Origin of the sequence: Demequina pilifera (assembly GCF_048814985.1) — a bacterium.
GTDB lineage: Bacteria > Actinomycetota > Actinomycetes > Actinomycetales > Demequinaceae > Demequina.
Window position 1 is genome coordinate 423,114 of the sequence record NZ_JBMDTW010000004.1, and the last position, 25,831, is coordinate 448,944.

25 protein-coding genes are annotated in these 25,831 nt (G+C 70.0%); 18 read left to right on the forward strand and 7 right to left on the reverse strand.

The annotated features are described in order from the left end of the window. Both ctaD and ctaC read right to left on the reverse strand, forming a co-directional pair. Entirely contained in the window at positions 1–1,758 is a 1,758-nt protein-coding gene (gene ctaD, locus ACNI14_RS09800; RefSeq protein WP_420519824.1) for an aa3-type cytochrome oxidase subunit I, read from the reverse strand. Further along, positions 1,758–2,627, reverse strand: a complete 870-nt coding sequence (gene ctaC, locus ACNI14_RS09805) for an aa3-type cytochrome oxidase subunit II (protein WP_420519825.1) — start codon at positions 2,625–2,627, stop codon at positions 1,758–1,760. Before ctaC ends, ctaD begins: the two co-directional genes overlap by 1 nt. 32 nt (positions 2,628–2,659) lie before the next feature. Between ctaC and ACNI14_RS09810 the strand changes: the two genes are divergently transcribed. Then, positions 2,660–3,781, forward strand: coding sequence for a cysteine desulfurase family protein (locus ACNI14_RS09810; protein WP_420519826.1), 1,122 nt, complete (start codon positions 2,660–2,662; stop codon positions 3,779–3,781). Between the two features lie 90 nt (positions 3,782–3,871). Here ACNI14_RS09810 and erpA read toward each other — a convergent pair whose 3' ends face one another. Both erpA and ACNI14_RS09820 read right to left on the reverse strand, forming a co-directional pair. After that, positions 3,872–4,225 (reverse strand): iron-sulfur cluster insertion protein ErpA, encoded by a 354-nt coding sequence (gene erpA, locus ACNI14_RS09815; protein WP_420519827.1) that lies wholly within the window; start codon positions 4,223–4,225, stop codon positions 3,872–3,874. An 85-nt stretch (positions 4,226–4,310) separates the two neighbouring features. After that, positions 4,311–5,306, reverse strand: a complete 996-nt coding sequence (locus ACNI14_RS09820; RefSeq protein WP_420519828.1) for a glycerate kinase — start codon at positions 5,304–5,306, stop codon at positions 4,311–4,313. Between the two features lie 39 nt (positions 5,307–5,345). Here ACNI14_RS09820 and nadA point away from each other — a divergent pair, with 39 nt between their 5' ends. The 4 genes from nadA to ACNI14_RS09840 all read left to right on the forward strand — a co-directional run bounded on the left by nadA (position 5,346) and on the right by ACNI14_RS09840 (position 9,686). After that, positions 5,346–6,551 (forward strand): quinolinate synthase NadA, encoded by a 1,206-nt coding sequence (gene nadA, locus ACNI14_RS09825; protein ID WP_420519829.1) that lies wholly within the window; start codon positions 5,346–5,348, stop codon positions 6,549–6,551. Between the two features lie 52 nt (positions 6,552–6,603). Further along, positions 6,604–7,197 (forward strand): DUF3043 domain-containing protein, encoded by a 594-nt coding sequence (locus ACNI14_RS09830; RefSeq protein ID WP_420519830.1) that lies wholly within the window; start codon positions 6,604–6,606, stop codon positions 7,195–7,197. A gap of 44 nt (positions 7,198–7,241) precedes the next feature. Continuing rightward, positions 7,242–8,255 (forward strand): aldo/keto reductase family protein, encoded by a 1,014-nt coding sequence (locus ACNI14_RS09835; protein WP_420519831.1) that lies wholly within the window; start codon positions 7,242–7,244, stop codon positions 8,253–8,255. A gap of 114 nt (positions 8,256–8,369) precedes the next feature. Further along, a complete protein-coding gene (locus tag ACNI14_RS09840) occupies positions 8,370–9,686 on the forward strand; it encodes an amidohydrolase family protein (protein WP_420519832.1) in 1,317 nt (438 codons plus the stop codon). Here the strand turns inward: ACNI14_RS09840 and ACNI14_RS09845 are convergent. Together ACNI14_RS09845 and relB are read right to left on the reverse strand one after the other, a co-directional pair. Continuing rightward, a complete protein-coding gene (locus ACNI14_RS09845; RefSeq protein WP_420519833.1) occupies positions 9,670–10,620 on the reverse strand; it encodes a PDR/VanB family oxidoreductase in 951 nt (316 codons plus the stop codon). The genes ACNI14_RS09840 and ACNI14_RS09845 overlap by 17 nt on opposite strands. Next, positions 10,617–11,225, reverse strand: a complete 609-nt coding sequence (relB, locus tag ACNI14_RS09850; RefSeq protein ID WP_420519834.1) for a type II toxin-antitoxin system RelB family anti-toxin — start codon at positions 11,223–11,225, stop codon at positions 10,617–10,619. The genes ACNI14_RS09845 and relB overlap by 4 nt, the downstream gene beginning before the upstream one ends. A 158-nt stretch (positions 11,226–11,383) precedes the next feature. Here relB and ACNI14_RS09855 point away from each other — a divergent pair, with 158 nt between their 5' ends. From ACNI14_RS09855 to ACNI14_RS09900, 10 genes are read left to right on the forward strand one after another with little or no spacing between them, the layout of a single operon-like run. Next, a complete protein-coding gene (locus tag ACNI14_RS09855) occupies positions 11,384–12,628 on the forward strand; it encodes an amidohydrolase family protein (RefSeq protein WP_420519835.1) in 1,245 nt (414 codons plus the stop codon). Beyond that, positions 12,625–13,380, forward strand: coding sequence for an ABC transporter ATP-binding protein (locus ACNI14_RS09860; RefSeq protein ID WP_420519836.1), 756 nt, complete (start codon positions 12,625–12,627; stop codon positions 13,378–13,380). Before ACNI14_RS09855 ends, ACNI14_RS09860 begins: the two co-directional genes overlap by 4 nt. Continuing rightward, a complete protein-coding gene (locus ACNI14_RS09865; protein WP_420519837.1) occupies positions 13,380–14,195 on the forward strand; it encodes an ABC transporter permease in 816 nt (271 codons plus the stop codon). Before ACNI14_RS09860 ends, ACNI14_RS09865 begins: the two co-directional genes overlap by 1 nt. A 51-nt stretch (positions 14,196–14,246) precedes the next feature. Beyond that, positions 14,247–15,452: an ABC transporter substrate-binding protein gene (locus tag ACNI14_RS09870; protein WP_420519838.1), complete on the forward strand. Its 1,206-nt coding sequence runs from the start codon at positions 14,247–14,249 to the stop codon at positions 15,450–15,452. 31 nt (positions 15,453–15,483) lie between these two features. Then, entirely contained in the window at positions 15,484–16,236 is a 753-nt protein-coding gene (locus ACNI14_RS09875) for an SDR family NAD(P)-dependent oxidoreductase (RefSeq protein ID WP_420519839.1), read from the forward strand. Positions 16,237–16,282: 46 nt separating this feature from the next. Beyond that, positions 16,283–17,620: an FAD-binding protein gene (locus tag ACNI14_RS09880; protein ID WP_420519840.1), complete on the forward strand. Its 1,338-nt coding sequence runs from the start codon at positions 16,283–16,285 to the stop codon at positions 17,618–17,620. Continuing rightward, the gene (locus tag ACNI14_RS09885; RefSeq protein WP_420519841.1) at positions 17,617–18,390 is read left to right on the forward strand and encodes a creatininase family protein; all 774 of its coding nucleotides are present in this window, start codon (positions 17,617–17,619) and stop codon (positions 18,388–18,390) included. The genes ACNI14_RS09880 and ACNI14_RS09885 overlap by 4 nt, the downstream gene beginning before the upstream one ends. Next, on the forward strand, positions 18,390–18,977 hold the full coding sequence (locus tag ACNI14_RS09890; protein WP_420519842.1) for a pyridoxamine 5'-phosphate oxidase family protein: 588 nt from the start codon (positions 18,390–18,392) through the stop codon (positions 18,975–18,977). Before ACNI14_RS09885 ends, ACNI14_RS09890 begins: the two co-directional genes overlap by 1 nt. Continuing rightward, positions 18,931–20,070 (forward strand): methylenetetrahydrofolate reductase C-terminal domain-containing protein, encoded by a 1,140-nt coding sequence (locus ACNI14_RS09895; RefSeq protein ID WP_420519843.1) that lies wholly within the window; start codon positions 18,931–18,933, stop codon positions 20,068–20,070. The genes ACNI14_RS09890 and ACNI14_RS09895 overlap by 47 nt, the downstream gene beginning before the upstream one ends. A gap of 48 nt (positions 20,071–20,118) precedes the next feature. Beyond that, positions 20,119–21,186, forward strand: a complete 1,068-nt coding sequence (locus ACNI14_RS09900) for a phosphoribosyltransferase (RefSeq protein ID WP_420519844.1) — start codon at positions 20,119–20,121, stop codon at positions 21,184–21,186. 29 nt (positions 21,187–21,215) lie between these two features. Here ACNI14_RS09900 and ACNI14_RS09905 read toward each other — a convergent pair whose 3' ends face one another. Next, complete coding sequence (locus tag ACNI14_RS09905; protein ID WP_420519845.1) at positions 21,216–22,220, reverse strand: quinone-dependent dihydroorotate dehydrogenase; 1,005 nt, start codon at positions 22,218–22,220, stop codon at positions 21,216–21,218. 32 nt (positions 22,221–22,252) lie between these two features. On the opposite strand from ACNI14_RS09905, the gene ACNI14_RS09910 reads away from it, so the two are divergent. The 3 genes from ACNI14_RS09910 to ACNI14_RS09925 all read left to right on the forward strand — a co-directional run. After that, positions 22,253–23,692 carry a leucyl aminopeptidase gene (locus ACNI14_RS09910; protein WP_420519846.1) on the forward strand — a complete coding sequence of 480 codons (1,440 nt, stop codon included), beginning with the start codon at positions 22,253–22,255 and terminating at the stop codon, positions 23,690–23,692. A gap of 603 nt (positions 23,693–24,295) precedes the next feature. Beyond that, positions 24,296–25,681, forward strand: coding sequence for a dihydrolipoyl dehydrogenase (gene lpdA, locus ACNI14_RS09920; RefSeq protein WP_420519848.1), 1,386 nt, complete (start codon positions 24,296–24,298; stop codon positions 25,679–25,681). Positions 25,682–25,701: 20 nt separating this feature from the next. After that, positions 25,702–25,831, forward strand: a 130-nt coding sequence (locus ACNI14_RS09925) for a biotin/lipoyl-containing protein (protein WP_420519863.1), incomplete at its 3' end; no start/stop codon positions are given.

Consider the following 25,831-nt stretch of genomic DNA (forward strand, 5'->3'; position numbering starts at 1 on the left):
TCAGGACTCCTTGTCGGACGCGGTGTGGGCATTCTTGTCGGACGCCGCGACGGGTGCGTGGTCGCTGCCGGAGCCGTAGGCCGCGTGGTGGTCGCGGGCGGCGGCCTCCGGGTGGTGAAGGTCGAAGGCGGGCCGCTCCGAGCGGATGCGCGGCATCGACGTGAAGTTGTGCCGCGGCGGCGGGCAGCTGGTCGCCCACTCCAGCGAGTTGCCGTAGCCCCACGGGTCGTCGACGGTCACCTTCGTCGCGCGCTTGGAGGTGATGTAGACGTTCCACAGGAACGGCAGGGTCGACAGCGCGAGGATCACGGCACCCACCGTGGACACCTGGTTCATCCACGTGAACCCGTCCTCAGGAAGGTAGTCGACGTAGCGCCGCGGCATGCCGCTCGCACCCAGCCAGTGCTGGATCAGGAACGTCGTGTGGAAGCCGATGAACAGCAGCCAGAAGTGGAGCTTTCCCCAGCCCTCGTGGAGCATCTTGCCCGTGAACTTGGGCCACCAGAAGTAGAAGCCCGCGAACATCGCGAACACCACGGTGCCGAACACCACGTAGTGGAAGTGCGCGACCACGAAGTACGAGTCGGAGACCGGGAAGTCGAGCGGCGGCGACGACAGGATCACACCGGTCAGGCCACCGAAGAGGAACGTGATGAGGAAGCCGATCGACCACAGCATGGGCGTCTCGAACGTGAGCTTCCCGCGCCACATCGTGCCGATCCAGTTGAAGAACTTCACACCCGTGGGGACGGCGATGAGCATCGTCATGAACGCGAAGAACGGCAGCAGCACGGCGCCGGTGACGTACATGTGGTGCGCCCACACGGTCACGGACAGCGCCGCGATGGCAATGGTGGCGTAGACAAGACCGTGATAGCCGAACAGCGGCTTGCGGGAGAACACCGGCAGGATCTCGGACACGATCCCGAAGAACGGCAGCGCGATGATGTAGACCTCAGGGTGTCCGAAGAACCAGAACAGGTGCTGCCACAGGATCGCTCCCCCGTTCTCGGGGTTGAACACCTGGGAGTCGAGCACGCGGTCGGAGCCGAGCGCGAACAGCGCGGAGGCCAGCGGGGGGAAGGCAAGCAGCACGAGCATCGACGTCACGAGGATGTTCCACGTGAAGATGGGCATCCGGAACATGGTCATTCCGGGCGCGCGCATCGTGACGATCGTGGTGATGAAGTTCACCGAACCGAGGATGGTGCCGAAGCCCGCGAGGGCGAGTCCGAAGACCCACAGGTTGCCGCCCACTCCGGGCGAGTACACGGCGTTCGACAGGGGCGCGTATGCGAACCATCCGAACGATGCCGCACCCTGCGGGGTGAAGAAGCCCGCGGACGCGATGAGGCCGCCGAACAGGTAGAGCCAATAGGCGAACATGTTCAGGCGCGGGAACGCGACGTCGGGCGCACCGATCTGCAGCGGCGTGATGACGTTCGCGAACCCCGCGAACAGCGGCGTCGCGAACAGCAGCAGCATGATCGTGCCGTGCATGGTGAACAACTGGTTGTACTGCTCGGCCGACTGCACGATCTGCATGCCCGGCTCGAACAGCTCGGCGCGGATGACCAGCGCCATCACGCCGCCGATGATGAAGAAGATGAACGACGTGATCAGGTACATGTACCCGATGGTCTTGTGGTCGGTGGAGGTGATCCACTTCACCACGATCGAGCCCGAGCGCGACGGTGCGACGGGGAAGGCGGGAGCAGGCTCCTCGCGACGGGAGTCCTCGTATGCGACGGTGGCCATTACTCGGTCTCCCCGTTCTCGATGGTCATCTCCACGACCTGGTCGCGGCTGTACTCGAGACCGAGAGCGCCCTCGTATCCCCTGTCGCGCAGGTCATCCATGTGAGCCTCGTACTCGGCACGCTCCACGACCTCCACGTTGAACAGCATGGACGCGTGGTACTCACCGCACAACTCAGCGCACTTGCCCTGGTAGGTGCCGACCTGGGTGGGCGTCACCTGCCACTCGTTGGTGCGACCGGGCACCGTGTCCTCCTTGTACAGGAACGCCGGGATCCAGAACGAGTGGATCACGTCGCGCGAGTCGAGATAGAAGTGAACGGTCTCGTCGACGGGCAGGTACAGGGTCGGGAGACCCTCCTCGACGCCCTCCTCGCCCGTCAGCAGCGCCTGCACGCCGGGATCGTAGACGTCGTCGCTGAGGTAGTTGAAGTCCCAGCTCCACTGCTTTCCGACCACCTGGATCTCGAGGTCTGGCTCGGCGTCGAGGCTCGTCAGCTCGCCGATGTCCTCGGCGGTGTACTTGAACAGCACGGCGATGGCCATGATGGGGAGCGCCGTGTACATCAGCTCGAGCGGCAGGTGCACGCGGTTCTGGACGGGCAGCTTCTCGTCACCCTTGCGCTTGCGGTAGACGGCGACGCACCAGAGGATCAGACCCCAGGTGAGCACGCCGACGGCCAGCGCGGCGATCCATGAACCGTTCCACAGCGTGATGACTGTTCCGGTCTGGTTCGTGATGTCGGGAGTCGACGGGAGGGCACCGTTTTCGATGCCCTGCGAGCAGCCTGCAAGAACGGCCGTCGCGCCCGCCGCCGCGGCGCCAATCAGGGCTTTCCGGGGCATGGCAGTGAGTGGCTTCTTGGACACGCGGTCAGTCTAGCGCGCGATACCGTGGGCACATGCCAGCGAATCGGGTGTTCCTCGATGCCGGAGGGCAGTCCCCGGTCAGCCGTCGTGCGGCCGATGCGCTGCTCGCCGGCCTCGCAGACGGCTGGGCGGACCCCACACGCCTCACCCACGAATCACGACGCGCGCGGGCGCTGCTCGACGGCGCCCGCGAGGCCATCGCCGATGTGCTGGGGGCCGACGCGGCACACGTCCACTTCCTGCCGTCGGGTCACGTCGCGGCGGAGCGCGTCACCGCCGGCATTTTCCGCGCCAGGCGCGGCCGCGAACGCATCGTCGCCTCGGCCGTCGAGCGCCGGGCGGTTCTCGATGCGGCCGAACACGCCGCCCCCGGAGCCGTGGACCTCCTGTCCGTGGACGGCGCGGGCCATGTGGATCTCGACGAACTCGCGACGCGCCTGGGCCACCCGTCGACCGCCTTGGCGCTCATCCAGCACGCGAACCAGGAGATCGGCACCGTCCAGCCCGTCGACGAGGTGGCCCAGCTCGCGCGCCGCGCCGAGGTGCCGCTGGTGGTGGACGCGAGTGCGAGCATCGGCCATATCGAGGCTCCCGCCGAGTGGGATGCGCTGCTCGCGGAGCCCGCGGACTGGGGCGCGCCGGCCGGGCTGGGAATCATCGCCACCCGGCCGCGCACTCGCTGGCTGCCCGCGTGGCCCGGAGAGGGCTGGGCACCGGGCGGCGTGTCGATCCCGTTGGCGCTGGCGGCCGCCGTCGCTCTCCAGGAGCGGCGGGAGTCCCACGAGGCGAACCGGGCGCGGCTCGCGGCGCACACCGCCAGGATGCGCGATGCCCTGTCGGGCCTCGAGGGGGTCACCGTGGTCGGCGACCCCGACAGCCGCGTCCCGCACCTGCTGACGGCGGCGTTCATGTACCTCGACGGCGAACCGGTCGTGACGCGCCTGGATCGCGAGGGATTCGCGGTCGGATCGGGATCGGCATGCGGCACCGCCGCGTTCGAGCCGAGCCACGTCCTCGCGGCGATGGGCGCGCTCACCCACGGCAACCTGCGCATCGGGCTGCACCCGGCAGTGTCGGACGATGACGTCGAGCGGTTCATCTCGACCCTGCCCCGGGTGCTCGAGGATGTGCGCCGCAGCATGACCTCGCACTGACACCTGACCTCGCACTGACATAGGTCCAGACGCGCGAACGGGCGGTGCCGACCCTATGGCCAGCACCGCCCGTCGGCGTGAAGCGTCAGTTCAGCTGAAGGAGTCTCCGCATGCGCACGAGCTCGCAGCGTTCGGGTTGTCGATCGTGAAGCCCTGCTTCTCGATCGTGTCGGCGAAGTCGATGGACGCACCGTCGAGGTACGGCACCGACATCTTGTCGACAACAACCTGCACGCCGTCGAAGTCACGCATCGCGTCACCGTCGAGCATGCGCTCGTCGAAGTACAGCTGGTAGATGAGCCCGGAGCAGCCTCCGGGCTGAACCGCCAGACGCAGGCGAAGGTCGTCGCGACCCTCCTGCTCCAGCAGGCTCTTCACCTTGTTTGCAGCCGCATCGGTGATGACGACTCCGTGAGTGACAGCTTCAGTCGCTGTATCCGTCATAGGCCGCCTCCTTTCGTAGTTCCTGCGCTCTAGCGTACGCCTGTCCGGGCGGTTGCCAAGCCCCGGGTTCCCCGCGCGCGTCGCCTCAGCGATTCGGGGTCCACGTCTGGGCCACGCGACGCACGGCGGCGGACAGTCCGTCCACCCCGGGCTCTCCTTCGTGCGCGGACGCGAGCCCTGCGTTCATCTGGTCTCTCCGGCCGATGCGCGACTCGGGAGCGATCACGATCGCCGGCACGCCGCGGCGTGCGGCGAGCGCGCTCGCGGCCGGCACGGCGCCCTCGTCGAGAGTCCGGGGCACCAGGCTCGGCACGACCGCGACTACGAGATCGGCATCTTCAGCGGCCTCGTCGGCGCCCGTGAGCGTCGCCATCAGCGGGGCGCTCGGCACGATCCGCGCGCCGATGGCCGCCAGGGTGTACGCCAGGCCGCCCGCCGCGCCGGCGCCCGGCATGTCCGAGAGCCGGCTCGTCCGCATCAACGACGGGGCGCCCGCGATGTCATCGGCCTCGCGCGCGATCGCGGACCAACGGTCCTCCTGCGCCTGCGCGGCACGCCCGATCGCCTCGTCCACCTCACGACCGTCTCGCAGCGCCGCGCTCATGCCGTGGAAGCCCAGCAGGGGGCGCTGAGACGAGACGGCGGCGACGACGTCCAGCGGCGCCACGCCGCCGCGCATGGGCAGGAGCCCGCCCAGCCACAGGTCCGTCGCGTCCCCGGCGGGGGGCTCGTCCCCCACGGGCACGACGACGGTGCGCGCGGGCTGAGCGCCGACGTGCTCGGCGGCCAGCCCCAGCAGCGCCGAGGCGAGGGCATGTGGCTCCCAGCGAAGGGCGCCACCGGCGGGAGCGAGCACGTGCGCCCGGCTGGTCTCGGTCGCCACGGCTCCCCCGACGGAGGCCCTCGGCCCCTCGAGCGCATCCGCGCTGCGCGCCCCGCCGTCGCCTATCGCGAAGCACTCGACCACGGCGGAAGGCGAGGCCTCCAGCCAAGCCGCCGAGACCGCATCGGCGCTCTGAAGCGCGGTGAGGGCGGCGGTCCCGCCGCCAGGCCAGGACTCGGTGAGGACCACGATGCGCATGGCTCAAGTGTGCCGTGGCGAGCGTGCGAGAATGTACGAATGACCACGACGTTCTCCGAGCCGTCCGAGTCGCCGGCGCTGCTGCTGCTGGGAGACCGGCGCGACCCGCTGTCAGAGCGGGGCGTGGACTGCCCCGGCGACCTGCCCGCCGCGTCCGACCCTGGCCTCGTGGACCGCGCACGGCGCGCCAAGGAGGCCCTGGGCGACCGGGTCTTCATCCTCGGCCACCACTATCAGCGTGACGAGGTCATCCAGTTCGCTGACGTCACCGGGGACTCCTTCAAACTCGCGCGCGACGCGGCCGCGCGCCCGGAGGCCGAGTTCATCGTCTTCTGCGGCGTGCACTTCATGGCCGAGAGCGCAGACATCCTCACTGGCGACCAGCAGTCCGTGGTGCTGCCCGACATGGCCGCCGGCTGCTCGATGGCGGACATGGCCAACATCAACCAGGTCGAGGACGCGTGGGACCAGCTGGCCGAGGCCGGCGTCGCCGATCGCACCATCCCGGTCACCTACATGAACTCCACTGCGGCCATCAAGGCGTTCTGCGGTCGCAACAGCGGCGTCGTGTGCACCTCCTCCAACGCCGAGGTCGCGATGCGCTGGGCCTTCGACCAGGTGGGCGGCGTCGACGGCGACGGCAAGGTCATGTTCCTTCCCGATCAGCACCTGGGCCGCAACACCGCCGTGCTGCAGCTCGGCCTCGAACTCGACGACTGCGTGGTGTTCGACCCCCGCAAGCCGCTGGGCGGCAACACCGCAGAGGAGCTGGAGCGCGCCCGCGTGATCCTGTGGAAGGGCCACTGCTCGGTTCACGGTCGGTTCCGCAAGGAGAACGTCGAGGCCGCGCGCGAGAGGGTTCCCGGCATCAACGTGCTCGTCCACCCGGAGTGCACCCACGAGGTCGTGACTCGCGCCGACTACGTGGGCTCCACCGAGTTCATCATCAAGACCCTCGACGCCGCCGAGCCCGGCTCATCCTGGGTGATCGGCACCGAGCTCAACCTCGTGCGTCGGCTCGCGGACGCCCACCCGGACAAGCACATCCACTTCCTCGAAGACACGGTGTGCTTCTGCTCGACCATGAACCGGATCGACCTTCCCCACCTGGTGTGGGCGCTCGAGTCGCTCGCGGGAGGCGAGCTCGTGAACCGCATCGACGTCGACGCTCAGACCCAGGCGGAGGCCAAGGTGGCGCTGGACCGCATGCTCGCGCTGCCCGCCAAGGACTCGGCGAAGGACTGACACCGATTCCGACACTCACCACGCGACACCAGCAGATCTCGACCACAAGGACATGATGAAGAAGAAGAACTCCGACCACGACGTGCCCGAGTCGACGATCGACGCCCCCGCGGACGACGTCACCCCCGTCGGCAAGGGTCGCCCCACCCCCAAGCGCAAGGAACGCGAGGCCGCCAACAACCGCGGCGTCCTGGCATCGTCCAAGCAGGACGCCAAGGACCGTCGCGCCAAGGCTCGCGAGCAGCGCGAGTTCGAGTACAAGGCGATGAAGGAGGGCGACGAGCGCAACATGCCCGCCGAGCACCGCGGGCCCGAGCGCAGGTTCCTGCGCGACTTCGTGGACGCCCGCACCAGCATCGGCGAGTTCATGCTGCCCATGGCCATCGTGTTCGTGGTGCTGTCGCTGTTCTTCAGCCAGGCGGGCATCATCGGCTTCGCGCTGATCGTGCTGTTCTACGTGATCGTGCTGGCATCTGCGGTCGAGACGTTCATCACCATCAAGCGGATCAAGAAGCACTTCGTCGCCAAGTTCGGCGAGGGCCGGATCCCGCGTGGGTGGACGTTCTACGTGATCTCCCGCGCTCTCAACATGCGCCGGTTCCGCGTCCCCCGGCCCAAGGTGAGCCGCGGCGAGTACCCCGTCTGACCGGTCGGTAAGCGAGTGCCCCGCGACCGTTCTAGGGTGGGGGCATGATCAATTATCGCTATCTGGGCAACTCCGGCCTCAAGATCACGGAGCTCACGTACGGCAACTGGCTGACGCACGCGTCGCAGGTCGAGAACGAGCAGGCCGCGGCCTGCGTGAAGGCGGCGCTCGACGTCGGCATCACCTCGTTCGACACTGCGGACGTCTACGCGAACACTGCCGCGGAGACGGTGCTGGGCGACATCCTCAAGGGCGAGAGGCGTCAGAGCCTCGAGATCTTCACCAAGGTCTACTGGCCGACCGGTCCCGGCGGCCCGAATGACACCGGGCTGTCGCGCAAGCACATCATGGAGTCCATCAACGGCTCCCTCGAGCGCCTGCAGACCGACTACGTCGACGTCTACCAGGCACACCGCTACGACTACGAGACCCCGCTCGAGGAGACCATGACCGCGTTCGCGGACGTGGTGCGCCAGGGCAAGGCGCACTACATCGGCGTGTCCGAGTGGACTGCGGACCAGATCCGAGAGGGCGCCCGGCTCGCCAAGGAGCTGAACGTCCAGCTCATCTCGAGCCAGCCGCAGTACTCGATGCTGTGGCGCGTGATCGAGGACGAGGTCGTGCCGGCGTCGAAGGAATCCGGCGTCTCGCAGATCGTGTGGTCCCCCGTGGCGCAGGGCGTCCTGACCGGCAAGTACAAGCCGGGACAGGCCCCGCCCGCCGGATCTCGCGCCACGGACGAGAAGGGCGGCGCGAACATGATCAAGCGGTTCATGAACGACGACGTCCTGGGCCGCGTCCAGAAGCTGCAGCCCATCGCCGACGAGCTGGGCCTCACCATGGCGCAGCTCGCGATCGCGTGGGTGCTGCAGAATGACAACGTCGCCGCGGCCATCATCGGCGCCTCGCGCCCCGAGCAGGTGACCGAGAACGCCAAGGCCTCCGGGGTCGAGATCCCCGCCGAGCTCATGACCCGCATCGACGAGGCGCTGGGCGACATCGTCGACCGCGACCCCAACAAGACGGTCGAGACCAACCCTCAGGGCCGGGTCGTCTGACCCGCTCCACCCTCCGACGCGGCGGCCCCGCAGCCTCGAGAGGCTGCGGGGCCGCGGTGCGTGGGCACCCGTCACCGTAGTCAGCGCGAAACATCCGCGTGGCACACTTCCGCCATGCTGCTCACTGACGCCCTCAGCATCGTCGTCGACCCGCGGGATGCGGACAGCGAACGTCCCGGGGATCTGGCCTTCGTGGAGGGCCGGGTCGCGCAAGAGCCCGCCGCTGCGCACGGTCACGAGACCCTCGACGTCTCGGGCTGCGTCGTCACTCCCGGCCTCGTCAACGCCCATCACCACCTGCTGCAGAGCGCCTTTCGCACCTTGCCCGGCACGCGCGGGGTGCCGATGCGCGACTGGCTGCCCGCGATGGCCGCCGCCTACGCCAGTGCAGGCGTCGACGCGTCCCTGGCCTCCGCATCGGCCTCCGTCGGAGTGGCCGAGGGGCTGCTGAGCGGCGTCACCACCGTCGCGGACCACCATCTCACGTGGCCGTCGGACGGATCCATTCAGTCGCACGTCGAGATCGCACGCGCCACGGCCGATGCGGCCGCCGCCCTGGGTGCGCGCCTCGCCTTCGTCCGGGGCACGGCTCGCGATGACCCCGAGCAGGCCGCGTCGAGCGCCGAGGCGATCGTGGCCGCGCTGCTGCCCTCCCATGCAGGCGGGGTGCGCGCAGACGGCATGCTGCAGGTCGCCGTCGGACCTGCGGGGGTGCACTCGGACTCCGAGCCGACATTCCGGCTGCTGGGAGAGGTGGCGTCGGCCCACGGGCTGCGTCGCCGCACGCAGGCGAACGAGCAGGTCGACACGGAGATCGCGATCGAGAAGTACGGCCGGCGCCCGCTCGACCTGCTCGACGAGTGGGGCTGGCTCTCCCCCGACGTCACGATCGCGCACCTGTGCGACGTCACGGCGTCCGAGATCTCCCGCCTCGCGGCGGCGGGGGTGAGCGCCACCCACGCCCCCGGATGCGACGTGCCGATGGGGTGGGGCGTGGCGCCGGTCAGGGCGCTGACACAGGCCGGTCTGGCCGTGGGCCTCGGCACATCCGGCGGCGGCTCCAACGACGCCGGGCACCTCCTCGCCGACGCCCGGCTCGCGCTGCAGGTCTCCGCGCTGGTGGGGCCGCAGCTGTCAGCTCGAGAGGTGCTGGCCATGGCGACGGCGAGCTCCGCCGACGGGCTCGGGCGCCCCGAGCTGGGTCGTCTCACCGCGGGGTCGGCCGCGGACGCATGCGTCTGGGATGTCTCGGGGGTCGCCGATGCCGGCGTCGCCGATCCGGTTTCGGGACTGCTGTGGGCATCTCCCGGGCGGCGGCCGCGGCACGTCATCGTCGGCGGTCGGGTGGTGGTCCACGACTACGCGCTGGTCGGCGCCGACGAGCGAGACCTGGTCGCCGCGATGACGGCGCGCGTCACAGGTCGAGGGTAAGCCGCGGGCAGGCCGCCCGCGACACGCAGACGTACATGACGTCGCCCCGCTCACGCTCGGCCGGCGTGAGGATCGAGTCGCGGTGGTCGACCTCGCCCGCGAGTACGGGCGTCTCACACGTGCCGCACGTGCCCTCGGTGCAGCTCGACAGCACCAGCACTCCCTGCTCCTCGACGGCCGCGAGGATGGACTGATCCGGCGGCACCTCCACCGTGATGCCCGTCATCGCGAGCTCGACCTCGAAGCCCCCCTGCAGCACCGGCTCGTCGAGCTCCACCGGCGTGAAGTGCTCGACGCGCAGCGGCACGTCGCGAGCCGCCGCTGCGGCCTCCACGGCCTGCAGGAAGCGGCTCGGGCCGCATGCGTAGGCGACGGTGTCCGCGGTGACCTGCGCGAACGCGGCCTCCAGGTCGAGACGGGTCCCCTCGTCGGAGACGTGCAGCTCGCAGCGATCGCCGTGCGCGGCCACCAGCTCGTCGGCCAGGGCCATCGCCGCGCGCCGCGAGCCCGAGTAGTGGAGGCGGTAGTCCACGCCGCTGCGGGCGGCCTCCGCCGCCATGGCCGACAGCGGCGTCACGCCGATGCCCGCTGCCAGCAGCAGCACCGGGCCACCCGCGGGTTCGAATGCGAAGTGGTTGCGCGGTCCCACCACCTGCAGCGTGGCGCCTTCGACCGCATGAGCGGAGAGCCATCGCGATCCACCGCGGCCGCCCTCCTCCCGCAGCACCGCGATCCGCCACGTGTCGGCGTCGGGGGCGCCGCAGAGCGAGTACTGGCGGATCATGCCTTCGGGCATGAGGACATCGACGTGCGAACCGGGCGTCCAGGCAGGCAGCGCAGCTCCGTCGGCACGGGCGAGGTCGATCACGACCACGTCCCCCGTCGTCGTGCGCGCGGTGACGGTGACGTCGATGGGTGCGGTGGGCTGGGTCACGAGTCCTCCTGAGCGAGCGGGGTGGCGCCGATCGCAGCGGGCTGCTCCTTGACGACGATGGCGTGGAATCCCTGATCGTCGACGGCCCGCCAACGGTGCGGGACGTCGGAGCCGTAGTACACGGAGTCGCCCTCCTCGAGCACGCTGGTCTCGCCGTCGATCTCGATCTCGACTCGTCCCGAGATGACGTGCAGGAACTCGTGCTCGGCGTGAGCGAAGGGCTCGCCGAACTCTTGGCGGAAGCCCGTGAGCGACAGCGGGCGGAAGCGCGCTCCGGCATGCGTCACCAGCAGCCGCGCCTCCTCGTCCCCATAGGTGCCGCGGGGCGCCGCGGCGGTGGGGACCACGTTCGAACGGGTGGGTGCGCCAGACGGAGTGAGCAGCTCGATCTGCGAGGTCCCGACGGCGTGGGCGATGCGCCCGAGCGAACCGATGCTGGGCATCGCCTGACCCCGCTCGATCTGCGAGAGGAACGAATGGGACAGCTCCGCCACCTCGGCGAGCTGGACAAGCGTCATGCCCCGCATGCGCCGCAGCGCGCGCAGCCGCTGGCCAAGCTCACGCGCCTGCTCGCGCTGCTCTGGCGTGCCTGCTGGTGATGCCACCGCATCCTCCTTGCCCGGGGGCGCCGCATGCGCCGCCCCCGATTCGTGACCACAAATTAACGGGGAGAAACCACCGCGTCACGCGACCGAAACGAACGATCCCTAGTCTCATCAGTGTTGATGTGATCAACATTATGCCCATCGTCAAGGAGTGCTCGATGCCACCAACCGGCGCGCGTCCCACGCTGATCCGTGGTGCTCGACTGGCCGACGGCCGCGCCGTGGACGTGTCGATCGCCGACGACCTGGTGGTGGATGTCGCGGCGCCGGGGACGGCGCCAGTGCCGTCGGACTCCAGCAGCGTGCTCGACCTTGACGGATACCTGCTGCTCCCGGCCACGGCCGACCCTCACGCGCACTTGGACAAGGCGCGGTCGTGGGACGCGATCATGCCGCCGATGGGCGATCTGCGCGCGGCGATCGTCAGTTGGCGCGCATACGCGGACCACATGACCACCGATGACATCGTCGCGCGCGCTCACGATCAGGCCCTGCGCAACCTCAGCCAGGGAACCACCGCCATCCGCACCCACGTGGACGTGCTGCGCGGGCCGCAGCCGCTTCGCGGCATCGACGCCCTCGTGGAGGTTCGCGGGATGCTCCGCAGCGTCATGGACATCGAGATCATCGCGCTGGCGTCCGACGACGTCCCCACCGAGACCATCGAATCCGCGATCGACGCGGGAGCCGACGGCATCGGCGGCGCCGCTCACCTCGCGCCGGACCCGTTGGCCGAGCTCGACCGATTCGTCGCCATCGCGGACAAGCGCGACTGCGTGCTCGACATGCACACCGACGAATCGCTCGACGAGGCCGTCACGCTGGGAGCGCTGGCGGAGCGCACCCGCGGCTGGACGCGCAACGTCTCGGCCGGCCACTGCGTGCGGCTCGGCACCCTCGAGCCTGCGAACCGTGACGCGCTGATCGCAGCGGTCGTGGACTCCCGCATCGGCGTCATCGCCAACCCGATCACCAACCTGTACCTGCAGGGCTGGAACCACGAGGTCGCGCCCCCACGGGGACTGACCGCCGCACGCCAGCTTCTCGATGCGGGTGCGCGCTTTGCGGCGGGCGCGGACAACGTGCGCGACCCGTTCAACCCGCTGGGACGCTCCGATGCGCTCGAGACGGCGATGCTGCTCGTGGTCGCCGCGCACCTCGATGTCGAGGAGGCGTTCACCGCGGTCTCGAGCGGCGCGCGCGACGTGATGGCCCTGCCACCCGCAGGCCCCGCACCCGGTGCGGTGGCGGACCTGCTCGCGATCAGGGCGCACAGCCTGATCGACGCGGTCGCCGACGCCCCTGCCGACCGGGTCGTGATCCATCGCGGCTCCGTGGTCTCACGCTCGAGCACGACCCTCACCTACCCCACTCTCACCCCTTCCCCGGAGATCGCCCGATGACCACTGCCACCACCACGGAACGCGCGTCGCTCCTGTCCTTCAGCGACGTCGCGATGGCGTTCCCTGACGGCACCGTCGCCCTGCACTCGGTCGACCTGACGGTGCGCCGCGGAGAGTTCGTCTCCGTCGTGGGCCCCTCCGGCTGCGGCAAGTCGACGCTGCTGCGCATCGCCTCGGGACTCGAGAAGGCGACCGATGGCGGCGTCAAGCTGGCGACGGACCGGATCGGCTACGTGTTCCAGGACCCCACGCTGCTGCCCTGGCGGACCACCCGCCGCAACGTGGAGCTGCTGGCAGAGCTCCATGGCGAGGGCCGCGCGCGCCGCGCCGAGTCGGCCCAGGAGGCGATCGACCTCGTGGGCCTCAAGGGCTTCGAGGAGCACCTTCCGCGACAGCTTTCGGGAGGCATGCGGATGCGCGCGTCCCTGGCGCGGTCGCTCACCCTCAACCCCGAGGTGTTCCTCTTCGACGAACCGTTCGGCGCGCTCGACGAGATCACCCGCCAGCGCCTCAACGACGAGCTCATCCGACTGTTCCACGAGAAGCAGTTCGCGGGTCTGTTCATCACCCACTCGGTCGCCGAGGCCGTGTACCTCTCCACTCGCGTGGTGGTGATGTCGGGTCGACCCGGCACCCTCGTCGCCGAGTACGACGTTCCCTTCGACGTGCCACGGGACCCCGAGGTCCGCTTCAGCGCGGAGTTCGCGGAGCTCGTCGGCACCATCTCTCACGCGCTCAGGGAGGCCCACTGATGGCCGCTGCAGACACCGCCCCCGCTCCTGCCCGACCTCGGCGCGACGTGTCGGGGTCACGCCTGTGGGGACCACCGCTGGCGCTCGCGGCGCTGCTCGTCGCCGCCGCCTACCTCGGCAACGCGGCGCTCGGCCAGCGCAGCTTCCTGCTGCCGCAGCCGCACCAGGTGCTGATGAAGCTGTGGGACCCCACCGCGGCACCCGACATCTGGACCGCGTTGTGGCGCACCACGGTGGTCTCGCTCACCGGGCTCGCGATCGCCATCGCCATCGGCGTGACGTGGGCCATCTTGATGAACCAGGCCCGCTGGGCCGAGCGCGCGCTGTTCCCGTATGCGGTGATGCTGCAGGCGATCCCGATTCTCGCGATCACCCCGCTCATCGGGTTCTGGTTCGGATACGACTTCACGGCCCGCGTCGTGGTGTGCGTGATCATCGCGCTGTTCCCCATGGTGTCCAACACCCTGTTCGGCCTGCAGTCGGTCGACAAGTCGATGCGGGAGCTGTTCATGCTGCAGGGGCCGTCCCGATCGACCGTGCTCACCAAACTTTCGATGCCCGCCGCCATGCCCGCGGTCTTCGCGGGTATGCGGATCTCGGCGGGACTGGCCGTGGTCGGCGCGATCGTCGGCGAGTTCTTCTTTCAGCGGGGCACTCCCGGCCTGGGCTCGCTGATCAACAAGTACAGCGCGCGCCTGTTGTCCGAGGAGCTCTTCGCCTCGGTCCTGGTCGCCTCGCTCCTGGGCGTGGCGATCTTCCTCATCTTCGGCTGGCTCGGCAAGAGAGCCGTCGGAAAGTGGTACGACTTCGGCTGACCCGCCGCCGTCGCTTCCACCTGTTCCCACCCCATTCAGAAGGAGCTCAGCATGCGAGTCCACCCTAGAAGCGGCATCGTCCTCGCAGGCGTCGCCGCCACCGCCCTCACGCTCGCCGCGTGCGCCTCAGGCGCCGAGGCCGAGTCGGAGGAGACTGCCGGTTCCCCTGCACCCACGAGCAGCGCCTCGGCCAGCGCGGACGGTTCCGTCGACCTGGCGTCAATGTGCCCGGCGGACATCAAGATCCAGACCGACTGGAACCCCGAGATGGAGCACGGCCACCTGTACGCCATGTTCGGCGACGAGTACGAGGTCGACTCCGACAACAAGTCGGTAACCGGCCCGCTCATGGCCTCCGGCGAGGACACGGGCGTCGACGTGACGGTGCTCTCCGGCGGCCCGGCGGTCGGCTACGCGCAGCCGAACGCCCAGCTGTACTCCGACGATTCCATCTTCATGGCGTACGTCGGCACGGACGAGGCGATCGCGCAATCGGTCGCCCTGCCCACCGTGTCGGTGTTCCAGCCGCTCGAGAAGGACCCGCAGATGATCATGTGGGATCCCGAGACGTACCCCGACGTCGAGGGGATCGCCGATCTGGGCGACGAGGGCACCACCGTCCGCGTCTTCCCGGGCGGCGTGTACATCGACTACTTCGTGGGCACCGGCGTGCTGGACGAGGGCCAGGTCGACACCACCTACGACGGCACCCCTGCAGTCTTCGTCTCGGAGAACGGTGCGATCGCTCAGCAGGGCTTCGCCTCGGCAGAGCCGTTCATCTACGAGAACGAGGTCGCGGACTGGGGCAAGCCGATCGCCTACCAGCTGATCAACGATGCTGGCTACCCCAAGTACGCGGCGTCGATGTCGGTGCGTCCCGAGGCGATCACCGAGTACGCCGACTGCCTCGAGCAGCTGGTGCCGATCATGCAGCAGGCCGAGGTCGACTACTACGACGGCACCCTCAAGGAGTCCGTGAAGTCGCTCGTGCTCGAGCTGGTCGAGGCCTTCGACACCGGCTGGGTGTACTCCGCCGCCGTCGCCGACTACTCGTACGACACGATGCTTGATGATGGCATCGCCTCGGACGGCCCCGACGGCATCCTCGGCACGTTCGACGCCGACCGGGTCGCGGAGCTCTTCGAGATCGTCGAGCCCATCTACGCGGAGCAGGGCATCGAGGTCGCCGAGGGGCTGACTCCCGAGGACCTGTACACGAACGAGTTCATCGACGAGTCCATCTCGCTCGGCTTCTGACCTCGTCCCCTACTGAATCCACGGAGACACCATGACCGCCCCTCCGGTGCCGACCTCGACCCGCCACACCGCGCGTCGCGTCATCGTCACCGGAGGGGCGCGTGGGATCGGCGCCGCCATCGCTTCCCACCTGGCGAACGAGGGCGCTCACGTCGCGATCATGGACCGGCTCCCCTGCGAGCAGACGGCCCTCGCCTGCGGGGGCCTCGCGGTCACGGTGGATCTGACCGACCCCGCGGACACCTCGCGCGCGATGGCGGAGGCGATCGGCGGGCTGGGCGGTCTCGACGTCCTGGTGAACTCCGCCGGGATCTTCGCGCTGTCCCCTCTTCTCGAGATCGACGTCGAGGCGTGGGACGCGATGATGGACATCAACGCCCGCGCCACGCTGCTGACGATGCAGAGCGCCGCTCGCCACATGATCGATGGCGGCGGCGGGGTGATCATCAACCTCGCGTCGATGGCCGCCAAGTCCGGCGGCGCCATGGAGTCCCACTACGCGGCCTCCAAGGCAGCCGTGGTGGCGCTGACCCGCGCGGCCGCCCTCGAATGGGGCCCGCACGGCATCCGCGTCAACGCCATCTGCCCCGGGTACGTCCTGACCGAGATGGGCGCCTCCACTCGCACCGATGAACAGGTCGCCGCATGGTCGGCCCGCTCACCGTTGGGACGACTCGGCGCCCCCGAGGACGTCGCGGGACTCGCCGCCTACCTGGCCAGCGACGCCGCGAGCTACATCACCGGCCAAGCACTGAATCTGACGGGCGGCATGGTCATGCACTGATGGCCCGCCCGTCCCCCATCCCCGCGCCTCAAGGAGACCCTCCCCCATGACCGACCTCGCCGCAGTCGACAGCGCCCGCATCGACGCGCTCGTCGCCGACCTCGTCGAAGCGCTAGGCGCGGACGCCGTGACCACAGACGCCGCCGCCCTTGCGCGCGCCTCCATCGATGGCTCGCACCTGTCCCCCGTCATCACCGAGCTCCTTCCGCTGGGACAGGCGCAGATCGTCGTCACCCCCACGTCCGCCGCGGACATCGCGGCGGCTGTGAACGCCGCCGTGCGACACGACGTCCCCATCACTCCCCGCGGCAAGGGCACCGGAAACTACGGTCAAGGCATCCCCATGGCCGGCGGCCTCGTCCTCGACACCAGCCGCGCCCGGCGCATCCTCGAGGTCGGCGACGACTACATCGAGGCCGAGTCCGGCGCCGTGATGTGGATGCTGGAGCAGACGGCGAATCGTGCCGGCGGCCAGCTGTGGATGTACCCGTCCACCGCGCAGACCACCGTGGGCGGCTTCGTGTCAGGCGGCTCGGGCGGCACTGGGTCGATCGCCAACGGTCTGCTCCACCAGGGCTTCGTCAAGGCCGTCGAGGTCATCCGCGCACTGCCGGACTCCGAGCCCGAGTGGATGGAGGGCGACGAGGCCATCCCCTACCTGCACGCGTACGGCACCACGGGGATCCTCACCAAGGTCCGCGTCGCCACGGAGCCCCTGCAGCCGTGGCGGGCCTTCCTCGCGAGCTTCGACACCTTCGAGCAGGTGGTGTCGCTCATGCGTCCGTTCGCCGCGCTCGAGCCGACCCCTCGGCTGGTGTCGGGCGACCGCGCACGGATCGCCGCAGCGCTGCCGAGCGACCTCGGGATCCCCGCCGGACGGGCGTCCCTGCGGGCCATCCTGGACGAGGCCACGCTGGACGAGGCGACACGCCTGGTCGAACAGGCAGGCGGGCGCGTCGACGACGTGCGGGAGGGCGCGCAGCACACCGTCAAGCTGTCGATGAACTCCTACAACCACCCCATCGAGTGGCTGCAGAAGTCCGCACCAGGCGAGTACTTCCATCTCGAGGTGCTCGGCGACGCGCTGGTCGACGACCTCGCGGCGGTCGAGTCCGTCTATCCCGACGCGATGCTTCACATCGAGGCGCAGCGGGGCCGTCCCATCGGCATGCTGGCCGCGCGCTACACGTCCGCAGCGGACGTGCTCGCCGGCTTCGATCGGCTCGCTGCGCTCGGCGTCCAGACCCACAACCCGCACCAGTGGGCCGTGGACTTCGAGCCCGAGCGCGCGGCCGCGCTCGCGGCGGTGACCGATCCGCGCGGGCTGCTCAACCCGGGCAAGCTGGGCGCTCAGGCGTCGGAGTACACCGGGACGCAGATGTGAGCGCCTCCGTCCGCGAACTCGCAGAGCTGAGCGGCCCGGCCCTGAGCTCGACCCTCACGGCCGAGTCGATCGTGGTGCTGCCCGTGGGTTCGATCGAGCACCACGGCTCGCACCTTCCGTTGGCGACTGACCTGATCATGGCCGACGAGATGTCCGTACGAGCGGTCGACCAGGCCGCCGCCCAGGGCCTCGACGTGTGGCGCCTGCCCCCGCTCGCCTACACCAAGTCGGACGAGCACGACTGGGCTCCCGGCACGTTCTGGATCGGGGCGGACGAGCTGCTCGCCACCCTGCGCGGCATCGGGCGGTCGCTGGCGCGCACGCCGGCCCGCACTCTCGTCCTCATCAACGGTCATGGCGGGAACGTCGCACCGCTCGGCGTCGCGCTGCGCGAGCTTCGCCGGCTTCACGGCCTGCGCACCTTCGCGCTCTCGGTGGCGGTGCCGAGCTCCCCCGAGGAATCCGGCCTGGGCATCCACGGCGGTTGGGGCGAGACCTCGCTCATGATGCACCTGAGGCCCGAGCTCGTCTCGACCAGGGACTTCGCCCGGGCCATCCCGGAGGGGCTGACCGACTACCGCCACATCGGCTTCGCGGGGGCGCCCGTCCAGTTCGGGTGGCTGAGCGTCGACTTCGGCCACGACGGGGTACTCGGCGACCCCACTGGGGCCGATGCGGGCGCCGGCGAGAGCATCGCCGCGGACTTCGTGCGCCTCGCGGCCGAATCGCTCGAGGAGATCTCGCGCTTCGACCCCGCGGGGAGTGGGTGATGGCCAGCGGCGACCCGGTCTCGCGGGGCCTTCCGCGCGACCCGATGGATCTGGCGCTCGAGTGGCTGCCCGGCGGCGCCAACCAGTGCCTCATGACACTGTCGACGCTGGACGAGGGCGCACCCGACTCGCGCACGATGCTGCTGTCGGAGATCACCCGCGAGGGCTTCCACTTCCACACGGACGCGCTCTCGCGCAAGTGCGCACAGATCGCGGCCGATGCGCGGGTCTCCCTGACGATCCTGCTCGCCGAGCAGGGCCGGCAGCTGGTGGTCCAGGGCACGGCGGAGACCGCGCCGGCGGCCGAGGTCGCCCAGGCATACCGCGATCGCGGCCCTTACCTGCAGCAGCTCGCGTGGATGAACACCCCTGAGTTCGCCGCCGCCGACGACGAGTCGCGGACCGAGGAGTGGGCGCGGTTCTCCGCCGAGCACACCGGTGGCTTCTCACCACCGGAGTCCTGGACCGGATACGTCGTGCGGCCGCGGCTGCTGCGGTTCTGGATGGGCGCCACCGACACCGCCTCGCGCAGGGTCGAGTATGTCGCGACTGACGACGGTTGGGAGAGTGCCTTCCGTGCCGGCTGACCGGATCGCGGCGCCTGCGCCCGCGCCCGCCACAGGCGCCGCGGGTTGCCCGAAGCACATGGAGTATGGCCCGTGCGGCGGCGTGGAGTTCTCCGGCCGGTGCGAAGTCGCCGACCACGCCTGTGCGTTCTTGTCCCTCGCCCCCGTGCGCTGGCGCGACGCCCCGTCTGCAGCCTCCCCCGCATCGGCCATGCCCGCCGACCCCACCGGACACGTCGAGCCTCCCCGGGCGGCCTCGCGCATGCGCGAGCGCGTGGCTGCCGGCGGCGTGGTGATCGCCGACTTCCCCTCCCGCGCCCTGGACGCCGAGTCGCTGGCGGCGTGCGTCCGGGCCCTGTCGGGTTCGGTCGATGCGGTACTCGCGGGCGACTCAGGGACCGCTCGTGTGCAGTTTCCTCCCGCGTACCGCGCCCACCTGCTGAGCGACGCGGGCGTCCCCGCGTGGATGGGCGTGAACGCCAGGGACCGCAACCGGGTGGCGCTCGAGGGCGAGGCCGCGGCTCTCGCTCACGCGGACGCCGCAGGCGTGCACTGCGTGACCGGGGACCACACCGGTATCGGCTCACGGCCGGACGCCGCGCCAGTCTTCGACCTCGACTCGACGCGGCTCGCAGCGATGATGGCGGCGCGAGGACACCTGGTGTCGGTCGCCGAGGCGCCGCTGTCGCCACCCGCGGATGCGCGACCGGCACGCCTGCTCGAGAAGCAGCGCGCCGGGGCCGAGGTGTGCTTCGTCAATCACGCGGGCGGTCCGGTGGCGGTGCGTGCGTTCATCGAACGCGCTCAGGACCTGGGCGTGACGATGGGCTTCATCCCGTGCGTACCGGTGATCGTGGACCGCGGCAGCGCAGAACTGATCCGGGGATTCACGTCCCTGGCGCTTCCTGACGGATACCTGGCCGGCGTCCTCGAGGCTCGCGACGCGCGCGCTCAGGGCATCGCCGCCGCATCGCGGCTCGCGCTGGAGTTCCTCGCGATCCCCGGCGTGGTGGGCGTGGACCTGTCGGGTGGGCCCGGCGCTGGGCGCGAACTGGAGTTCGCCGAGGCCGAGGCGGAGATCGGGGCCGCCGTCGTGTCGGCGCTGCGCTCGTGACCGTGCCGGCCCTGGTGACGGTGACCCGCGACCCCGTACCGTGGACCCATGGGGCTCACCTGGCGCGACGTCGTCCACACCGTCGGCGGCCTCGGCGTACCCATGGAGGATGTGGTGCTCGCTGGCAGCGTGCCGCTGCTCGCCCACGGCGTGCTCTCCGAGGTCGGGGACATCGACCTCGTCGCGCGGGGTGCGGCCTGGCAGTCGCTGTCCGCGCGAGGCGACGTCCGCGCTGGAGACCTGGGCGACCACTACGTCGACCTCCCCGGGGGTGTGCAGGCGTTCTCCGGCTGGCGGGGCGAGCCGGCCGACGCGGTCCTCGCGCGCAGTGCGCGCATCGACGGCATTCACGTCGCCTCGCTCGCCGACGTCGTCGCCTACAAGCGCCGGCTCGGGCGGCCCAAGGACCTGGAGCACCTCGCCGCCATCAAGCGTTGGGCTGACGAGATGTCCGACCCCGTCGTCACCGCCCGCCGCGAGCACACCGTGCTCGCCGACCGCACCGCTGCCGGTGAACGCCTCGCGCCCGTGCTGGCGGCCCTGGCGCCCGCGCGGCCCGCAGTGCTGACGCTCCCCCGCGGCGGGGTGCCGGTCGCGGCGCCGATCGCTCGCGCGCTGGGCTGTTCTCTCGACGTGCTCGTGGTGCGCAAGCTCGGCCTGCCCTCGAACCCCGAATACGCCTTCGGTGCCATCGGGGAGGGCGGAGAGCCGCTCATCGACGAGCGCATCGTCGCGGCCGCCGACCTGCTCGACAGCGAGGTCGCCGCCGTCGTGGCCGCCGAGCGCCGCGAGCTCACCCGCCGCGTCGCCCTGTACCGCGGCGACGGCCCCGCGCTCTCCCTCTATGGGAGGACCGCCATCGTGGTGGACGACGGAGCCGCCACGGGCTCGACCGCGCAGGCCTCGGTGGCCGTCGCGCGCGCCCTGGGGGCTGCGGACGTGATCGTCGCCGTGGGGACCGCCCCACCCGACGTGCTCGCGATGCTCGGCCGGCACGCCGACCGCGCGGTCGCCGCCATGACGCCGGAGCCGTTCCTGTCAGTCGGGCAGTGGTACCGCGACTTCGCACAGGTCGACGACGACGAGGTCCTGGCGATACTGCGCGATGGGAACTGAGGCGAAGGCCGCCGACACGGGCGCGCCCGTCAGCGCGAGAGCGCCGCGTTGAGCCGCGCCACCCACCGCGGCCCCTGGTACACGAATCCCGTGTAGGTCTGCAGCAGCGTCGCCCCCGCGTCGAGAAGCGCTCGCGCATCGGCCTCCGATTCGATGCCGCCCACGCCGATGATGACCAAGGAGTCGCCTGCCTTCGCGCGGAGGCGCTCCACCACCTCGACGGCACGGGACCTCACCGGAGGGCCGGAGAGCCCGCCGGGCCCACGATCGTGCGCGATGGTCGTGTTCGTCGCGACGATTCCCTCGAGACCCATCTCGATCGCGAGATCCGCGACCGCATCCACATCCTCGTCCGCGAGGTCCGGCGCGATCTTGACCAGCAGCGGCACGCGACGAGTCACGGCCGCGTCGGCTGCGGCCCGCACTTGAGCAAGGATCGGCCGCAGCGACTCGGTGCTCTGCAGGTCGCGCAGGCCCGGGGTGTTCGGCGAGCTGACGTTGACCACCAGATAGTCGGCGTAAGGGGCCAGCAGCCGCGCCGAGTACGCGTAGTCGGTTGCGGCGTGCTCGGGAGGCGTCACCTTCGTCTTGCCGATGTTGACGCCGAGCACCACGCCGCTCCCCGCCCGCGTGGACCGCAGCCGGGCAAGCCTGCGTGCGACCGCATCGGCGCCGTCGTTGTTGAAGCCCATGCGGTTGCGCAAGCCGCGCACGTCCCGCTCGCGCCAGGACCGCGGGCGCTCGTTCCCCGGCTGCGCTCGCGCGGTGACGGTTCCGATCTCGACGAACGCGAAGCCCGCCGCCGCAAGCCCCATCACGGCCTGCGCATTCTTGTCCATGCCCGCGGCGAGCCCCAGGCGACCAGGAAAGTCGATGCCCATCGAGCGCACGGTCCCAGAAGGACGCGGGGTCAGACCCACCGCGCGTCCTGCGCGGAACGCCCACGCGCCGTAGCGGAAGGCCGCGACTCCCATGTGGTGCGCGCGCTCCGCATCCACGCGCGCGAGGATGTGGTCGTAGAACAGGCGGTACACGGCACCAACGTAGCGCGGGATAGGGTCGAGACATGACTTCTTTGAACGCCACGAGCGACCCTGTCAGCACCATCGACGCCGACGCCCTCATCCTGGGCTACGACGGCGATGTCACCGCCCACCCCCAGCTCCCCGACGAGGTGCGCGCGTCGATCGCCGAGTCGGCGACCGCGCTCGAGGCCTCAGCGAAGGTGGGATCCACGGTGGTCCTCCCCGGCATCGGGGTGAGCGCCACGCGCATCGTCATCGTGGGTCTCGGAGACGGCTCCGAGGGAGACCTGCGGTTCGCGGCGGGCGCCGCCTCGCGGGCCTGCGGCAAGCGCCCCTCGTCCGTGGTCGTCGCGATCCCCACCGCCGACGACGCCGAGACTGCCGCGGTCGCGGAGGGCGCCCTGATGGGTGCCTACACGTTCAACGACTACAAGTCCGACGACGACGTCGCCGGCTACAAGGGCTCCGACTGGTACATCGCCGGAGCCTCCGACGCGGCGCTCAGCCGCGCATCGATCCTCGCCGCGGCCGTGACCGGCACGCGCGACCTCATCAACACGCCGCCGCTCGACATGTTCCCCGCCGCCGTCGCCGAGGCCGCCCAGGCCTACGCGCAGCAGTTCCCGGTCGACGTCACAGTGTGGGACGTGCCGGAGCTCGCAGAGGAAGGGTTCGGCGGCATTCTGGGCGTCGGCATGGGGTCCTCGCGCCTGCCGCGCCTGGTGCGCATCGAGTGGAACCCGGCCGATGCGAAGAGTTCCGTCGCACTCGTCGGCAAGGGCATCACGTTCGACACCGGCGGCATCTCCCTCAAGCCGCCGAAGGGCATGGAGACCATGAAGTCGGACATGTCCGGCGCTGCCGCGGTGCTTCACACCGTGCTTGCCGCGGCGCGCGCGGAACTGCCGATCAAGGTCACCGGATGGCTGTGCCTGGCGGAGAACATGCCGTCCGCGACCGCTCAGCGCCCGTCCGACGTGATCCGCATCTACGGCGGCAAGACCGTCGAGGTCATGAACACCGATGCCGAGGGCCGCTTGGTGCTCGCCGACGGCCTTGTCCGGGCCATCGAGGACAATCCCGACGTGGTGCTCGACGTCGCGACCCTCACGGGGGCGCAGGGCGTGGCACTCGGCACCCGCACCTCGGGCGTCATGGGTCAGGAGGAGGTGCGCTCGGCCGTCGTCGCCGCCGCCGACTCCGTGGACGAGGCGTTCTGGCCGATGCCGCTGCCCGCATACCTGCGCGAATCGCTCGACTCCAAGGTCGCGGACCTGCGCAACATCGGCGACCCGATGGGCGGCATGCTCTCGGCAGGGGTGTTCCTGCAGGAGTTCGTGGGCGACACCCCGTGGGCCCACTTGGACATCGCCCGGCCCGCGTTCAACGACGGCTCCCCGTGGGGCTTCACGTCCTCGGGAGCGACGGGCGCCTCGGTGCGCACCATGTTCCGATTCCTCGAGTCGCGCGCGGGCCTGTAGCGGGCCACCTTCACGTCAAGGGAGGCGGCGACCGGGCAATGCTCGGTCGCCGCCTTTTTTGGCGCTAGCCGCGGCCCTTGCGCTCCCGCTCGTTCCATTCGCGCATCCGCGAGGGGTAGCCGGACAGGTTCACGTCGAACGCGGGGATGCCGAGCTGCTTCGCCACCTTGCGCGCCGTCTCGGTGTCCGGGACCCGTCGACGGGTCCACTGNGCATCCGCGAGGGGTAGCCGGACAGGTTCACGTCGAACGCGGGGATGCCGAGCTGCTTCGCCACCTTGCGCGCCGTCTCGGTGTCCGGGACCCGTCGACGGGTCCACTGGCCCGTGTCGGCGACCACCACCATCGTCGTCTGGGTCACGCGGGTCGGCGGCTCGATGAAGGCCTCGCAACCCTGGTGCTCCGCGATGAAGGCCTTGAGATGCGCCACGGTCTCCGCGCGCGCCTCCTTCGTGGCCGTACCGGCGGCCGTGTCTGCCTGCTTCGACCCGAAGATGCGCGACAAGAAGCTCATGGGCCCAGGGTAGTCATGGGTTGCGGTTCGCGCCGACGCCGACTGGTGGCAAGATGGTCATGACCGACTTTCCCACAAGGAGATCTCATCGTGACCGAGGCCACCCCCCGCTCGTTCGACCTGCTCATCCTTGGCGGAGGCTCCGGCGGATACGCCGCCGCCTTCCGTGCCGCCCAGCTCGGCCTCAGCGTCGGGCTCGTCGAGGAATCCAAGGTCGGTGGCACGTGCCTCCACAATGGCTGCGTTCCCACCAAGGCGCTGCTGCACGCCGCCGAGATCGCGGACAACGCTCGCGACGGCGCGAAGTACGGCGTCAACTCCACCCTCGAGTCCATCGACATGGCGGTCGTGAACGAGTACAAGCAGGGCGTGGTCGACCGCCTTTACAAGGGGCTTCAGGGCCTCGTCAAGGCGCGCAAGGTCGAACTCATCGAAGGTCACGGCACGCTCGTGGGACCCGACGCGATCGAGGTCCGCGGCGAGCGCTATACCGCCAAGAACATCGTCCTTGCGACGGGGTCGTATGCGCGTTCGCTGCCCGGTCTCGAGATCAGCGGCCGAGTCATGACGTCGGATCAGGCGCTGCAGATGGACACTGTGCCGAAGTCCGCGATCGTGCTGGGCGGCGGCGTGATCGGCGTCGAGTTCGCCTCCGTGTGGAAGTCCTTCGGCTCGGACGTCACCATCGTCGAGGCCCTGCCCCACCTGGTTCCGAACGAGGAAGAGGTGGTCTCGAAGGGGCTCGAGCGTGCGTTCCGGCGTCGCAAGATCGACTACAAGCTCGGCGTCAAGTTCCAGGGCGTCGAGCAGACCGACTCGGGCGTGAAGGTGTCGCTTGAAGACGGCACGGTGATCGAGGCGGATGTGCTGCTGGTCTCCGTCGGCCGCGGACCCCGCACCTCGGGCCTGGGCTACGAGGAGCAGGGCGTGCGGCTCGACCGCGGCTTCGTTCTCACCGACGAGAAGCTTCACACCGGCGTCGCGAACATCTACGCGGTGGGCGACATCGTCCCCGGACTGCAGCTCGCGCACCGCGGCTTCCAGCAGGGCATCTTCGTGGCCGAGACGATCGCCGGGCTCACCCCGCAGCCGATCGTCGAGTCCAACATCCCGCGCGTGACGTACTGCGAGCCCGAGGTCGCGTCCGTGGGAATCACGGAGGCGAAGGCTCGTGAGCTCCACGGCGACGACGCCGTCGAGGCGCTCGAGTACAACCTGGGTGGCAACGGCAAGAGCCAGATTCTCGGCACCCAGGGGTTCATCAAGCTGGTCCGGGTCAAGAACGGTCCCGTGGTCGGCGTACACATGCTGGGCTCGCGCGTCGGCGAGCAGATCGGCGAGGCTCAGCTCATCGTGAGCTGGGAGGCGCACCCCGATGATGTGGCGCCTCTCGTCCACGCGCACCCGACCCAGAACGAGGCGATGGGCGAAGCGCACCTGGCTCTGGCCGGCAAGCCTCTTCACGCCCACGACTGATTACGGAGATAATCCTCACCATGAGCAATGACGTCACTCTTCCGGCCCTGGGCGAATCCGTCACCGAGGGCACCGTCACCCGCTGGCTGAAGTCCGTCGGCGACACCGTCGAGGTCGACGAGCCGCTGCTCGAGGTCTCGACCGACAAGG